Here is a 15,042-nt window from a genome sequence, read left to right as displayed (position 1 = left end):
CCTTGCTGTTTGAGCGCTTTGATGGCCGCAACCGTCTCCTGATTCAACATGAAAGCAGCCTTTGTTTTTTAAGTCAGGATGGTCAATTTCTGACTGCCGTCAGGTGGTCATTTTTGCACTGCCGGTAGCACCGAAACTCTGCAGCCGGCTAAATGGCAACGTAGTAAACAGCACTTCCTGTACTGGACGGATTCATCGATATCCTACAACAACAGTCGACTTTAAGCTCTTAAGCAAAGAATGTCTGCATAACAACACTTCGCACCTCTGATGTGCATCTACATGCTTTAGCAGAATTTACCAGTGCGGTATCTAGGCAGTCTTGGTGTTGGAAATTGGAAAGGGCTGGGTTTTGATGCCGAACAGCTTTTGTTTTTCCTAAATGATTGTTTCGTGCTTTTTGAGTATTATCAAGGACGACAGTGGCTTCTCCGTATCTTTCAGTATTTTTGGCAATGAGGCTCGGGTGTGAGAGAAATATTGCAAACCGAAAAATCGCAGCCGGCCTTAAAACACAGCTGCCGATGCTGCAACCATTGAGGCCATCTGAAGGCCGAGTATAAGACGGAGAGAAGGTATACTTTCAACGGCCTTCCTGCCTTTGTCTCGAAAATCCCAAAACAGGTCTTCAGGAAAAAACGAGAAGTGTAAACAGCGCTGGGATTTTCTGCATCCAAAATACCCAAAGGAAAAGAACAGGCATTGACCGGTGGTGTTTACTGTATATGCTGTCATTCCCGTATTGTACATCTGCAGCGGGTTGTGAGACCTGAGAACTCGGTATTAAGTTCCGATGTAATGTAAAAATGCCCCAAAAAGTTACCCTGAAAATAGAAGGTTCTGAAAAACTGAACTGTATCTAAAAACTAGGTGAGTTAATCAAACGGCATTCAAGGACTGAATCCTGTAGTTAATAGAGGTCAGTCTTTTGAGTTTGACCCTGTTGTAGGTGTAGTAACGAATGTGCTTGCGTAACGCACCACCCGGTTCATTGGCTGACTCATATTGTATTGGTTGGCGCACATGGAAACATTCCGATTTCAATGTGTCGGAGAACTTCCAGGTACCGCATTATCTACACACTCTATGCTCTGTGTTAATCCGCTATCCTACAAATTCTGCTGATAAAAGCCGTCTAAATATTGTGTTGGATCCAAATCCACGCTCTGCCGTTGGATTCAGCAATGTCTGCCACCCATTACCGATTAGGTTTATCCGCCCTAAACACTGTTTCGGTATATTATCTGCAATCGTGCAGGCTTCTTTCTGATACGGATGGTATTTGCGTCAGTGTATAACGGCTTTCAGATTCACTCCCGTATGGTTTTCTGTCTGATGCAGATGCGGTTGTTACGTACGGTTGCCGGTATAGGGGCTGTATGGTTTCTTTTCAAACCAGCATATTTATCTTGTGCTGTCGGTTGATAATAAAAGCTGCTGTGCGGCAGTCTAACCATCTTCGGTAACAGCTTGTCGTTGCTGTCTGAATAGTATTTGACGGCCTGTAGCTTTGAAGCTGTTTGTATATATTGCTATAAAAAACTACATCTCCTAGGTTGGTTTGTGTGTCCGACTTTGGGTGCAGTTCATTCTGTATGCCCCTTCACGACAAAATCCGTATGGACATCAACCATTATTTACCGCAAGAAAGCAAAGAGTTGTTTGACGGAGTGCCTGAGTTGGACGAAGGTTGTTTTGCAGACAATGAAAGAAAAAAATAACAGAGATCTATCGGTAAAAATGGTAGTTTCCAGCATTTCCAAATATAGTGAGAAGGTTAATATCATGGTCGCGGATAATGCTGAAACAGAGAGCTTGTTTATTGTTATTACAGGTAAAATTATGCCTGATAGTGTAGTTTATATGGATAATTTGTGCAGTTGCGATATGTCGGATATCAGTAGATCCCCCTCCATCACCGGATAAATCACAGCAGTTTGCCAACCGACAAAAATATAGGCACTTATGAAGCAAAATTCATTTTAAAGGGTCTCTCCGCAACATTTCCAATAGTGCTTTATACAAATCATCCTGTCGGTGGCTGAAGAGAAACCCAGGGTTTCTTTTAAATGCAGGTAAAAGGTTATGCTCCGGCACTCAGTTAAATCGTACCAAGCGATGCTTGGCATAGCGCCAACCATTGATATGTTGCATACCTCGGGCAAACCCATTGCCGCCTCGTTTGAGGATGTCGGAAAAGATGGTTTTAGTGCCCGCTTTTCACCCGAGTTTACCTCGGATGCGCTTTGCCTTGAAATAGGATTGGTCTGATTCTACGGTGTCTTAGAAAGGGGTGTACTGCTCGCATTCGCCAGCTGGGCACCGGCGTAACTTCAGGTACGGGCTGTTGATGCTTCCGACACTGATTCCAGCCAGTTTGGCGGTATCGAAATCGTTCAAACAGAAGGCGGAAAGCCGTAGGACCTGACAGCATTGGGATCGGTAATTTTACTGCACTTTTGATACTTGTTTTTTTAATTTCATTTCAGAAGCGGACCTTGTGCAAATGTAACGGAATTGAACTGGGGACTTGTTCTTGAGAAAATATGAGTTCCATTTTAATTCCGGCATACCAAACAGCAGTTAAAGCTCCTTCGGCTTTGTTAGTATTTAGGGCTAATTTACTTCAGATCCAAAATTTATTTATCCTCTTTCGGTTAGACATATTAGTGATTACAATACACTACATTCAGACGGCCTAATGTCGTTTGAAAGATAACAGTTGATATAATATAATGTTGTAAAAGGATATTTACAAAGGATAAAGCTCGTGAATACAAACCAAATCTACCGTAAGCCTTTACTTGATTTTAATTTGGAATACTACGATGCGCGTGCTGCATGCGAAGATATTAAGCCGGGCTCGTACGATACCCTGCCCTACCAGCCGTATCTTGGCCGAAAACCTAGTGAACCGTGCCGATAAAGTGGATTTGCCAAGGCTGCAAAGTTGGCTTTCTCAATTAATTGAGGGTAAACAGGAAGTTGATTTTCCGCGGTTTCCGGCTCGTGTGGTGTGCCATGATATTTTGGGTCAGACGGCCTTGGTAGATTTGGCAGGCCTGCGCGATGCGGTTGCTGAAAAAGGCGGTGATCCGAGCAAGGTTAATTCAGTTGTTCAAACCCAATTGATTATTGATCATTCGCTGGCGGTAGAGTGTGGTGGTTACGATCCCGATGTGTTCCGTAAAAACCGTGAAATCGAAGGCCGCCGCAACGAAGACCGCCTCCATTTTATCAATTGGACTAAAACAGCCTTTGAAAATGTGGATGTGATTCCTGCGGGCAACGGCATCATGCACCAGATTAATTTGGAGAAAATGTCGCCCGTTATCCAAGTGAAAAACGGTGTGGCTTTTCCCGATACTTGCATCGGCACCGATTCGCACACCCCTCACGTTGATGCGCCGGGGGTGATTTCGGTGGGCGTTGGCGGTTTGGAAGCGGAAACCGTGATGCTTGGCCGTGCTTCGATGATGCGTTTACCTGATATTGTTGGCGTGGAGCTGACCGGTAAATGCCAACCCGGCATTACTGCCACCGATATTGTATTGGCGCTGACTGAATTTCTGCGTAAAGAGCGCGTGGTGGGTGCATTTGTGGAATTTTTCGGCGAAGGTGCCGAGAGTTTGTCGATTTATGTTTGCCATCGACCAGCAAACCATTGATTATCTGAAATTAACCGGCCGTGATGATAAACAAGTGAAGCTGGTTGAGGTTTATGTAAAAACGGCAGGTTTGTGGGCCGATATGTTGAAAACCGCAGAGTATCCGTGTGTGTTGAAGTTTGACTTGGCTGCCGTTGTGCGCAATATGGCCGGCCCCAGCAATCCCCATGCCCGTTTTGCGACCGCAGATTTGGCGGCAAAAGGTTTGGCTAGGCCGTATGAAACCCCTTCAGACGGCCGAATGCCCGATGGCGCGGTGATTATTGCGGTGATTACGTCATGCACCAACACCTCGAACCCGCGCAATGTGGTGGTGGCGGCCCGGTTGGCGAAAAAAGCCAACGAATTGGGTTTAACCCGCAAACCGTGGGTAAAATCTTCATTCGCACCCGGCTCTAAAGTGGCGGAAGTCTATCTGAAAAGAAGCCGGATTACTGCCCGAGTTGGAAAAACTCGGTTTCGGCATCGTTGCATGCGCCTGCACCACTTGTAACGGTATGTCCGGCGCGCTTGATCCGAAAATCCAACGGGAAATCATAGCCCGCGATTTGTATGTTACTGCCGTATTGTCGGGCAACCGCAACTTCGATGGCCGTATCCACCCCTATGCCAAACAAGCCTTCCTGGCATCGCCGCCGCTGGTGGTGGCCTATGCGATTGCCGGCAGTATCCGCGTCGATATCGAGAACGACATACTCGGCATTTCAGACGGCCGTGAAATCCGCCTGAAAGACATTTGGCCGAGCGATGAAGAAATCGACACCATCGTGGTCGAATATGTGAAACCGCAGCAATTCCACGATGTGTATATTCCGATGTTCGACACCGGCGCAGCCGAAAAAGCCCCGAGTTCGCTTTACAAGTGGCGGCTGCAATCTACTTATATCCGTCGTCCGCCTTATTGGGAAGGCGCATTGGCGGGCAGGCGCACGCTCAAAGGCATGCGCCCGTTGGCAATTTTGCCTGACAACATCACCACAGACCACCTGTCGCCTTCCAACGCCATTCTGCCGACCAGCGCGGCCGGCGAGTATCTAATCAACATGGGGCTGCCCGAAGAAGACTTCAACTCTTACGCTACCCACCGCGGCGACCATCTGACCGCCCAGCGTGCTACCTTTGCCAACCCGGAGCTGTTTAACGAAATTGTGAAAAACGAAGACGGCACAGTGAAACAAGGCTCGCTGGCCCGTGTAGAACCCGAAGGCCGGGTGATGCGGATGTGGGAGGCCATAGAAACTTACATGAACCGCCGGCAGCCGCTGATTATTGTGGCCGGTGCCGATTACGGTCAGGGTTCGAGCCGCGACTGGGCTGCCAAAGGCGTGCACCTGGCCGGCGTGGAAGCGATTGTGGCCGAAGGTTTCGAGCGCATCCACCGCACCAATCTGATCGGTATGGGCGTGCTGCCCTTGCAGTTTAAAGAAGGTGTGAACCGCCGCACGCTCGAATTGGACGGTACCGAAACTTATGATGTAGTCGGCAAGCGCGAACCGCGCTGCGATTTAATGCTGGTGATTCACCGCAAAAATGGTGAAAAGGTTGAAGTAGCCGTTACCTGCCGTTTGGATACTGCCGAAGAGGTGTTGATTTACGAAGCCGGCGGCGTGCTGAAACGTTTCGCACAAGATTTCCTGCAAGAGAATGCGGCAATCTAAAGAGGCCGTCTGACAACAGTATGCCCAACGCAATATAACAGGCCGTCTGAAAAGGCTTTCAGACGGCCTTAAACTTTTTACGGCCAACCACATCGCCGTAACGAAACACAGGCCTTGCTGCGCCCTGGCCGGGTAACATTCAAACGGCTGCCAAACCGGCCTGGGTTGGGAATATTGTGTTTGGGAAATACCGCACCGTTAAGCCGAAGGCCGTCTGAAAAGGCTTTCAGACGGCCTGATGCAGGTTTTGCCGCATACTCATGCATTAATGGCGGAAATGGCGTATGCCGGTCAATACCATAGCAATACCGTGTTCATCGGCTGCATCAAAAACTTCTCTGTCGCGCACCGACCCGCCGGGGTGGATGATGGCCCGGATGCCCTGTTCGGCAATCACATCGATACCGTCGCGGAACGGGAAGAATGCATCGGAGGCGGCGCAGGCGCCGTTGAGATCGAAACCGCCGTCTTGCGCTTTGCGTGCGGCGATGCGGGTGGAATCCACACGGCTCATCTGACCGGCACCGATACCGTAGGTTTGGCCGCCCCTGCCGAACACGACCGCATTGGATTTCACAAATTTTGCCACATTCCACACAAACATCAAATCTGCCCATTCCTGTTCGGTTGGCACCCGCTTGCTCACCACTTTCAAATCTTCGCGGCGGATGCGGTGGATATCGGGCATCTGCACCAACAGGCCGCCGCCCACACGCTTGAGTTCGAAGCGGTTGGAGCCTGCCAAGAGCGGAACTTCCAGCACGCGCACGTTTTTCTTGGCGGCAATGATTTCTTTGGCTTTGTCGGTAAATTTCGGTGCCATCAGCACTTCGAGAAACTGGCCGGTAACGGCCTCAACCGTTTCGGCATCCACTTCCCGGTTAAAGGCGATGATGCCGCCAAATGCGCTGGTGGTGTCGGTGGCGAATGCCAGTTTGTAGGCATTAAGCGGGCTGTCGGCCACCGCCGCGCCGCAGGGGTTGGCATGCTTCACAATCACGCAGGCAGGAGCGTCAAAGGTTTTGACCGCCTCCCAAGCCGCATCGGCATCGGCGATGTTGTTGTAGGACAATTCTTTGCCCTGAAGCTGGTTATAGGCGGCCAGGCTGCCGGCGGCAGGATAGAGGTCGCGGTAGAAAGCGGCCTGCTGGTGCGGGTTTTCGCCGTAGCGCATTTCCTGCACTTTCACCCAACTTTGGTTGAACTGCTCGGGAAACCCGCGGATTTCCGGTTCGCCCGAGAGTTTTTCGCCCGACACGCTGGTTAAATAGTTGGAAATCATGCCGTCGTATTGGGCAGTGTGGCTGAAGGCTTTGCGCGAAAGGTTGAAACGGGTTTTGTCGCTCAGTTTGCCGCCGTTGTTTTGCAGCTCGTCAACAACCGCTGCGAAGTCGCCGTTGTCGGTAATGATGGCAACGTGTTTCCAGTTTTTGGCGGCGGAGCGCACCATAGTGGGGCCGCCGATGTCGATGTTTTCAACTGCGTCTTCCAGCGTGCAGCCGGGTTTGGCGATGGTGGCGGCAAACGGATAAAGGTTTACGCACACCAAATCGATGTTGCCGATGCCGTGTTCTGCCATTTTGGCAACGTGTTCGCTCAAATCGCGGCGGCCGAGAATGCCGCCGTGGATTTTCGGGTGGAGCGTTTTCACCCGGCCGTCAAGCATTTCAGGGAAGCCGGTGTAGTCGGCCACCTCGATAACGGGCACGCCGGCATCGGCCAGCAGCTTGGCCGTGCCGCCGGTGGAAAGGATTTCCACGCCGAGTGTATCGAGCGAGCGGGCAAATTCGACAACGCCTGTTTTATCCGACAGGCTGATTAGGGCACGTTTTACGGCTGCCATTTTGGTTCCTTCTTCAAAATAATCAAACAATGTTGGGTATGGTGGTTGAAATTTACAATGGGGCAGGGCGGCGAAGCCGGAAAGGGTACGGCTAACGGGCAATGCCGCACCATTGTAAATTTAAGCTGCTATATTTAAGCCACTATATAAAGATAACCGTGAAGCCGTCTGAAAACCTTTATGCTTTCAGACGGCCTCTGTGTTGCATCATGAGTCCAGCAAGCCATGCTGCACCAGTTTCTTGCGCAGCGTATTGCGGTTCAGCCCCAGCATGGCGGCGGCTTTGCTCTGGTTGCCGCCGCATTCTGCCATCACACACCGCAACAGCGGCTTTTCAACCTGCTCCAGCACCATGCCGTACACCCCGCAGGCGGCCGCACCGTTAAGGTCGCGGAAATATTGCTGCAGGTTTTGTTCGATACAGTGGGCGATGTCGGGCGGGGTGTTTTTCATGGTTTCTCTTGACTTATTTTATATAGCGGATTCGTTCGGCATTTGATGCCGAACGGCAAATCTCCGCCGGCAGGGCAAGGCGCAATGCCGTAGCAACAGGGGGCAGATTCCGCCACAGCGGCAGTATGTTTTCAGACGGTCTTTGAGCCTTCAAGGCCGTCTGAAAAGCGGTTTAACGATTTACGGTTCCACTTCACGATAGGCACAGGGCCAGCAGTCGGCCGCTTCGGGAGCCTTTTCCAAAAAGGCCGCCAGCGCATCATATTGCTCTGCCGCACTCTCTATGAGGTTGATTTCGCGCCGGGCGGTTTCGCCGCCTGGCAGCGCGGCAATATACCAGCCTATGTGTTTGCGGGCGGTGCGCACACCATCGCGCTCTCCGTAAAATTCGTGCATGTCGCCGATATGCCGCAACGCGGTTTCGCCGCACTGCGCCACGCTCAACGGTTCGGGCAGGCGGCCGTGTTCGGCGAAATAGCCGATATCGCGGAACAGCCACGGCTGCCCCTGCGCCCCTCGGCCTATCATAACGCCGTCTGCACCGGTTTGCGCCAGCACGGCCTGCGCTTTCTGCGGGCTGGTAATGTCGCCGTTCACCCACACGGGTATGTTCAAGCGGCTTTTGGTTTCGGCAATCAGTTCGTAGGCGGCCTCGCCCCGATACATCTGCGTGCGGGTGCGCCCGTGAATGGCAATGGCGGCTATGCCCGCTTCTTCTGCCATGCGCGCCACGGTTAAAATATTTTTGTGTTGGTCGTGCCATCCCAAACGGGTTTTCAGGGTAACGGGCACATCAACGGCTTTCACCACGGCATTTAATATTTCGCACACCAGCGGCTCGTTCTGCATCAGCGCGCTGCCGGCCAAAACATTGCAGACTTTTTTAGCCGGGCAGCCCATATTGATGTCGATCACCTGCGCGCCCTGTTCCACGTTGTAACGCGCGGCTTCGGCCATCTGCGCGGGGTTGTTGCCGGCAATCTGCACGGCCGCTATGCCGCTTTCGCCGGAGAAATTGCTGCGGCGCAGGGTTTTGCGGGTGAGGCGCAGGGCCGGGTCGCTGTTGAGCATTTCGCCCACCGCCCAACCTGCGCCGTATTCACGGCAGAGGCGGCGGAAAGGTTTGTCGGTGATGCCGGCCATCGGCGCCAACGCCACAGGGGAATTTATCTGATAAACGCCGATACGCATAAGCAGAAAGCAGGAGCGTGAAAATGGTGATTGTACATTTTTTAAGCAGTTTTTCCAATGGAAAATTACCGGCTGCAAACCGGCCTTCGTGCAGAAAAGTAATTGATTGGTATGACGATTCTATAACAACCGCTTTCAGACGGCCTATCGGCCTGTTGTTAGTGAAACAAAACAAGGCTTCTGCCCGCAGGCAGTATAAGGAGTGCGGAACCGGGCAGGTTTAATACTGCGGCGGCTTAAACCAAGCCCGCAATGGCTGCACGCCGGCCTGAAGAAAATAAAATCATGTTGCGGATTGCCAACGCGGCAGCAGAATCGATTTCGTGTTATCGTGCACCCGCCCGGCCGCCTTTGCGGCGTTTCACCTTGCACCGCAAATCAATGAATCCGCCATCACCCTTTATCAGGAACCCTTTCGGCCGTCTGAAAAAATATTCAGACGGCCGAAAGGGTTCTGGGAAAGGCCAAAGCCGCACCTGCCGCCATGCCGGGAGGCTTTTGTTTTTTACCGGAAAAGATGGTTGCGTGATTCCCGCATATGCCCAAAAACTGAGGCGTTGCCGTGCTTTTCGGCATTCGCTGCGACCCTCAAAAACCTCAAAGCGGATTTTTTCAGACAAAAACAGAAAGTGCAAACAACGCCGAGAGATTCCGCATATCAGGCCGTCTGAAAGATATCGGTTTCAGACGGCCTTTTGTCATTAATTTTATGTTTAAAAACAAAATAGTTTGCTGTTTGAAGCCCCGCTGCCGGTTTCACCGCCGGGAAAAATCCGCCGTTCAAGCCGCTGCCGGCACAGACGGGCTGCCGGCCACGAAAAGAGGCTTCATCGGTTAGCCGGTTTTTCAGACGGCGTATTCCCTGCTTCCCCGATTTTTGGAGAGCCCCCATATCTGCCGCTGCAATGTTTTCAGACGGCCTCAGGCCGGCAGGCTTTGCAGGCTGTTTACAATGCCGGCAGCGCCCGCGGCTTCGGCCAGCTTGTATAAAATCTGCTGCGGCATATCGCCGTGCCACAGGCGGGTGATGTTGGCAATCACGGGCAGGCAGCTGGCTTTACGCACACGCACAATGGCATCTACATCCAAACGGTAGGGATGCTCCGGCTCGAAACTGAGCGTGCCCGCTTCGCCGAGAATAATATGATGGTTGCCGCGCAGGGCAATGTGTTCGGCGGCCACCAGCCATTCATCGGCGCGGTGGTGTTTGTCTTTGCACAGCACCACGGGCGTGTTCAGACGGCCTACTTCGTCTTGCAGGGCACGGTTGTTCATCAATTCGCCGCCCAAATAAAGCACATCGGTTTCGGCTTCCAGCGCGGGAGCAAGCTGGCGCACATCGCGTATGCGCACCACAGCGGGCTTATCCGCTTCATGGCAGCATGCAACGGCCGCCTGCATGGTGCGGATTTGCTCTTTTCCGCTGCCTGCATTGCCGGCAGCATACGGGCGCGCAGGCAGGTAAAAAGGGTCGGCAAACAGCGCATCGGCGCTGCCCATACGCTGCGGGTCGGCAGTAATATCGAGCATTCTGCCGCCGCCGAAAGATGTGCCGCGAACGGCAATCACGCTGCTTTCGGGCTGCGTTTCGCGGCTGATGATGCGCCACTCGTTCAATACGCGGATGGCACGCTCCACGCCAGGCAGGCGTTCCAACTCGTTGGGGTGGAACACCCGCTCATCGCCCACCGCGCCGATAATGGTGCGTTCTTCGCCGCGCGAAATATGTTCCTGCAGGCCACGGCTGCGGATAAACGCCACCACTTTATCCACCGCTTTCGGCGCCGCCTGTTTCTGCATCACGATAATCATCGCAACCTCCTGATTTCATTTGGCCGCATAGTAGCAATAATCTGCCGCGCGTGCCAGCCGTGCGGCGTTTCAGACGGCCTCTGTGCTATACTGCGGCCGTCTGCTGGTTATTCTTTTATCATGATTCGTTTGCTCCAATCGGGAAAGTTCTGGCTGCGTTGCGCGGTGTACGGCACGCTGGCTGCCGCTGCCGCCGCGCTCGGTCTTTATTTTCTGCTGCACCATCTGCTTGACGGCCGCCGTATTCAGGCATGGGCCGATGAGGCCGTGCGCGGCACCGGCCGCACAGTACGCTTCGATGCCCATATCGGCCGAAGCTGGCTGCCGCGCCCTACCCTCACCCTGCGCGGTGTGGCCGTGAGCAAACCAAACAGCCGTGCCGATGCCGTGCATATCGGCGAAATGCGCATCGGGCTTTCGTGGCGCAGTTTATGGAACGGTATGGAAATCGAAAAATGGGTGCTGCAAAACGCCGATGCCGAGCTGACCCGCCGCGCAGATGGCAGCTGGAGTCTGCAAGACTTATGGCCGCCGCGCGGCAGCAGCCGGTCTATCAACCGTCTGATTGTGGAAAACAGCCGCATCAACCTGCACCTGCCCGAAGGCAGCTACCGCACCGAAGGTTTTAATGCCAACATCGGGCAATCGGGCGAAAAAGGCCGCGCCTTCAAAATCAGCGGCCTCACCCGCCGCAACGGCGGCCTGCCCTCGGCATGGAAAGGCAGCGGAACGGCTGCGCCTTCAGACGGCGGCTGGCAGCTGCCCGCCCTGCATTTCGAAGCCGAACTGCCGTTTCGACAGGGCACCGTCCGGCTGGCCGCCGATGCCGATGCAGTATGGCAGCCGCAAACACATACCCTGCAGGCCGAAAACATCAGCCTGCGCGCCGACAGCGACTACCGGCAATTCCACCTGAGTGGTCGCAGCCCGCTGATACTGTGGGAAAACAACCGGCTCAGTGCCGCTGAAATCAGCAGCGTTTTCACTGCAGGCAATGATGGCGGCCATTGGGACGGCTCTTTCACGCTTGCCCGTGTCAGCCTGAGCCCGCATGTCGCCGCGGTGGGTGAATTCAATCTCAACGGCAGCCACAAAAATGCCTTGCGGCAAACCACTTTCAGCCTTTCCGGTCCGCTTGCCTGGCAAAAAAACACCTTGCTCGAATCCGGCCGCCTCGTGTTGTCCTCCCATCAGGAAAACATTAAAGCCGCCCCGCACCCGCGCCTGATCAGCCGCATGGAAGGGCGTTTCGCTATGAGCGGCAACCATAATTGGCAGCTTGATCTCAAAGGCCTGTTCGATCACCAAAACGCCGCCCTCTCCGCCCGTTATGCTGCCGCAGCCGGTAAGGAACCCGCCAAGCTCACCGCCGAACTGGATGCAGGCAAAATTTCGCTCACTCCCTATTGGAACGATTTGCAGGCAAAAAGCAGCGCGTCTTTCTCTACCCTGCTCGGCCACCCGCTGATGCCGCGTGTCGAAGCTGCCGTCCGTGTCGGCGGCCTCACCTTGCCCGGGCTGCAAATTGATGATCTGCAAACCCTTATCCGTGCCGACAACCACCGCATCACCCTTACCAACTTCAGCGCCGGCTTATACGGCGGGCGCACCGAAGGCGGCATCAGCATTGCCAACACCAACCCGCCCGTTTACCATTTGCAGCAAAACGCCCAAGGCGTACACATACGCCCGTTGCTGCAAGACTTGCTCGGCTATCACGGCATCAGCGGCAACGGCAATGCCGTTATCGACCTTACCGCCGAAGGCAGCGACCATGCAAGCCTCACCCGGACGCTCAAGGGCAGTCTGCAGCTGAATATTTCCAACGGCGCATGGCTGGGCATAGACATGGTCGGTTTTCTGAGCAAACTGCGCAACAATATCCCGTCTGACAACAAAATCAGCAGCGGGCAGATAATGCAGACACCGTTCCGCAGTTTCTTGCTCAACAGCGAAATCAGTGCGGGCATAGGCCGGCACGAATATGCCGAGCTGAAATCCGAAGCCTTTCATATCACTGGCAGCGGCCAAACCGATCTCAATACCCAGACGGTTTCGGAAAATGTGTTAATCCGCAACAGCGCCAATCCCGAAGCCAAACCCATACCCATCAAAATCAGCGGCCCGGTGTCCAACCCCTCGGTAACGCTCGACTACAACCGCCTGACTTCCGGCCTTGCCACGCCCGAAGAAAAACAACGCGCTCTTGCCGAAACCCTTCGCGAGCAATGGCAATGGCTCAATACGCTGCCGAAAACGGCAGCAGAGTCCATATCCGCAAACAAACGCTGAGCCATAAAAACCGGGCTGCTGTAACGCGGTCCAGATTTTTCAGACGGCCTTAAAGCCAATTTATCCATTATTGCTTTAGAATATCTTCTTGCATTCAAATACCGTGTCGGAACCGGTGCCGTGTTCTGAACGGCTTTGCAGATAGGGCGGTTTTGCTCTCGTTAAGATAACCGGCTGTCAATTAAAAAACCGAATCTCTGTTTTCAGAAGATTCGGTTTTTAATTTGCATTGACAGTAACGATAAATCAGCGGCCCACTTTCTCCAAAGCCAGTTTTTCCTGCCGATAGGCTTCGGCAGCTTCACGTTCACGTTTGGTGGTTTGGCGCATCATGTAGTAATTGATGAGAATCACCAATGTGCCTACGATGGCAATCATAATAGTTGCCAACACGTTCATCTGCGGGTCGAGGCCGAGCTTGATTTTCGAGAAAATCACCTGCGGCAATGTGGACGAGCCGGGGCCGGAGAGAAACGAGGTAATCACCAAATCATCCAGCGACAAGGTGATGCCCAGCAGAAAACCCGAAGCGATGGCCGGTGCAATCAGCGGCAGGGTAATCACAAAGAAAATTTTCAGCGGACGTGCGCCCAAATCCATGGCAGCTTCTTCCAGCGACTGATCCAGCTCAATCAAACGAGAGCGGATAACCACGGTAATATAAGCCATACATAACGTGGTGTGTCCTAGAAAAATGGTGAAAAAGCCGCGGTCAAAATAAAGCCAGCCCAGAAGTTCGCTGCTTTGCAGAAACATCTGCACCTGAATAATCAGCAGCAACATCGATAAACCGGTGATCACATCGGGCATAACCATCGGAGCAGACACCATGCCGGCAAACAGAGTGCTGCCGCGGAAACGTTTGATGCGCGCCAATGCATAACCTGCCAATGTGCCGAGTGCAACAGCAGCCAGCGATGATACAACCGCAATCCGCAGCGACAGCCAGGCCGATTCAAGAATGGTGCTGTTATTCATCAACGCGCTGTACCATTTGGTTGAAAAACCGCCCCAAACAGTTACCAGCTTGGATTCGTTAAACGAATAAACCGCTAAAACCACCAATGGAATATACAGAAAAGCCAACCCCAAACCCAGCACCAATTTGAGAAACCAAGATAATCTGTTTGCCGACATTATTTGGCTCCTTCTTCAAGCTCGCGGTTTTCATAACGGTGGAACAACACAATCGGAATCACCAGCAGCATCACCATCACCACAGCAACGGCAGAAGCTAACGGCCAGTTGTTCTGATCGAAGAACGCCTGCCACAACACTTTACCAATCATCAGGTTTTCCGAGCCGCCAACCAGCTCGGGAATCACATATTCGCCCACCGCCGGCACGAATACCAGCATAGAGCCTGCGATGATGCCGGTTTTCGATAACGGCAGAGTAATCGAGAAAAAAGCTTTTACCGGCCCCGCCCCCAAATCAGAAGCTGCCTCCAGCAGCCTGCCGTCAAGTTTTACCAGTTGGGTGTAGAGCGGCAGAATCATAAACGGCAGATAGGCGTAAACCATCACCAGATTCAATGAAAATGAATTATAAAATAAGTTTAACGGCTCGCTGATAACGTTGTATTTCAACAAAAAGTTGTTGATAATGCCGTTATGGCCCAACAGCCCCATCCAAGCGTAAACACGCAGCAGGAACGAGGTCCAGAAAGGCAGCATAATCGCCAGCAGCAGGCCGTTCCGGTAAGCGGGGTTTGCTCGCGAAATGGCGTATGCAATCGGATAACCGAACGCAAGGCAGATCAAGGTTGTGGTCAGCGCGGTTTTAATCGACAGCCAATAAGTAAGCAGGTAAATATTGTTGCCGTTTCCTGCAAACGGGTTGAGCATCTGCCCCAAACTGCTCCAAAAGGTTTGGAAAATATCCGAATAGTTCTGATAGCTCAGGGCGATATTCATCCGCCCCATATCGGGGTCGGTGGTTATCAGCGGCGAATAAGGCGGAATGGCAATTTCCTGCTCGGCAAAGCTGATTTTCAGCACAATTGCAAACGGCACCAAAAACAGCACCAGCAGCCAAATATAAGGCACGGCAACCACCGCCCGCTGTCCGGGGCGGCGCAGCAGCCTGCGTTTCAGTTTTTTCAGTTTCATCGCGTGTCCCTGCA

8 protein-coding genes and 2 pseudogenes are annotated in these 15,042 nt (G+C 52.9%); 2 read left to right on the top strand and 8 right to left on the bottom strand.

Translation table 11 applies throughout. The features are described 5' to 3' along the window. Positions 1-879: 879 nt before the first annotated feature. Complete coding sequence (locus IR141_RS14200; protein WP_135035514.1) at positions 880-1,044, bottom strand: IS3 family transposase; 165 nt, start codon at positions 1,042-1,044, stop codon at positions 880-882. Between the two features lie 1,059 nt (positions 1,045-2,103). Next, positions 2,104-2,388: pseudogene (locus tag IR141_RS13405) on the bottom strand (IS1595 family transposase); the annotation flags it as partial. 382 nt (positions 2,389-2,770) lie between these two features. On the opposite strand from IR141_RS13405, the pseudogene acnD reads away from it, so the two are divergent. After that, positions 2,771-5,326, top strand: a pseudogene (gene acnD / locus IR141_RS07680) (Fe/S-dependent 2-methylisocitrate dehydratase AcnD). Positions 5,327-5,591: 265 nt separating this feature from the next. On the opposite strand, the gene purH reads toward acnD, so the two are convergent. The 4 genes from purH to IR141_RS07660 all read right to left on the bottom strand — a co-directional run bounded on the left by purH (position 5,592) and on the right by IR141_RS07660 (position 10,625). Further along, positions 5,592-7,169, bottom strand: a complete 1,578-nt coding sequence (purH, locus tag IR141_RS07675) for a bifunctional phosphoribosylaminoimidazolecarboxamide formyltransferase/IMP cyclohydrolase (RefSeq protein ID WP_135035511.1) — start codon at positions 7,167-7,169, stop codon at positions 5,592-5,594. Positions 7,170-7,376: 207 nt separating this feature from the next. Further along, positions 7,377-7,622 carry a Fis family transcriptional regulator gene (locus IR141_RS07670; RefSeq protein ID WP_135035508.1) on the bottom strand — a complete coding sequence of 82 codons (246 nt, stop codon included), beginning with the start codon at positions 7,620-7,622 and terminating at the stop codon, positions 7,377-7,379. 180 nt (positions 7,623-7,802) lie between these two features. Continuing rightward, the gene (gene dusB / locus IR141_RS07665) at positions 7,803-8,813 is read right to left on the bottom strand and encodes a tRNA dihydrouridine synthase DusB (RefSeq protein ID WP_135035505.1); all 1,011 of its coding nucleotides are present in this window, start codon (positions 8,811-8,813) and stop codon (positions 7,803-7,805) included. A 921-nt stretch (positions 8,814-9,734) separates the two neighbouring features. Further along, positions 9,735-10,625, bottom strand: a complete 891-nt coding sequence (locus tag IR141_RS07660) for a chorismate mutase (protein ID WP_135035503.1) — start codon at positions 10,623-10,625, stop codon at positions 9,735-9,737. A 120-nt stretch (positions 10,626-10,745) separates the two neighbouring features. Between IR141_RS07660 and IR141_RS07655 the strand changes: the two genes are divergently transcribed. Next, positions 10,746-12,917 (top strand): AsmA family protein, encoded by a 2,172-nt coding sequence (locus tag IR141_RS07655; protein ID WP_135035500.1) that lies wholly within the window; start codon positions 10,746-10,748, stop codon positions 12,915-12,917. 246 nt (positions 12,918-13,163) lie between these two features. On the opposite strand, the gene IR141_RS07650 is transcribed toward IR141_RS07655, so the two are convergent. Both IR141_RS07650 and IR141_RS07645 read right to left on the bottom strand, forming a co-directional pair. Continuing rightward, positions 13,164-14,054, bottom strand: a complete 891-nt coding sequence (locus tag IR141_RS07650) for an ABC transporter permease subunit (protein ID WP_135035497.1) — start codon at positions 14,052-14,054, stop codon at positions 13,164-13,166. Continuing rightward, positions 14,054-15,028, bottom strand: a complete 975-nt coding sequence (locus tag IR141_RS07645; protein ID WP_135035494.1) for an ABC transporter permease subunit — start codon at positions 15,026-15,028, stop codon at positions 14,054-14,056. Before IR141_RS07645 ends, IR141_RS07650 begins: the two co-directional genes overlap by 1 nt. Between the last annotated feature and the right edge of the window lie 14 nt (positions 15,029-15,042).

It is taken from the genome of Neisseria sp. 19428wB4_WF04 (genome assembly GCF_015235335.1).
Classification (GTDB): Bacteria; Pseudomonadota; Gammaproteobacteria; order Burkholderiales; family Neisseriaceae; genus Neisseria; species Neisseria musculi.
The sequence above is the reverse complement of the archived record's forward strand: the minus strand, read 5'-3'. Positions and strand labels throughout refer to the sequence as shown.

Coding starts and splice junctions, on each gene's coding strand:
- purH (WP_135035511.1), bottom strand. CDS start 7,169: ATGGCAGCCGTAAAACGTGCCCTAATCAGCCTGTCGGATAAAACAGGC.
- IR141_RS07670 (WP_135035508.1), bottom strand. CDS start 7,622: ATGAAAAACACCCCGCCCGACATCGCCCACTGTATCGAACAAAACCTG.
- dusB (WP_135035505.1), bottom strand. CDS start 8,813: ATGCGTATCGGCGTTTATCAGATAAATTCCCCTGTGGCGTTGGCGCCG.
- IR141_RS07660 (WP_135035503.1), bottom strand. CDS start 10,625: ATGATTATCGTGATGCAGAAACAGGCGGCGCCGAAAGCGGTGGATAAA.
- IR141_RS07655 (WP_135035500.1), top strand. CDS start 10,746: ATGATTCGTTTGCTCCAATCGGGAAAGTTCTGGCTGCGTTGCGCGGTG.
- IR141_RS07650 (WP_135035497.1), bottom strand. CDS start 14,054: ATGTCGGCAAACAGATTATCTTGGTTTCTCAAATTGGTGCTGGGTTTG.
- IR141_RS07645 (WP_135035494.1), bottom strand. CDS start 15,028: ATGAAACTGAAAAAACTGAAACGCAGGCTGCTGCGCCGCCCCGGACAG.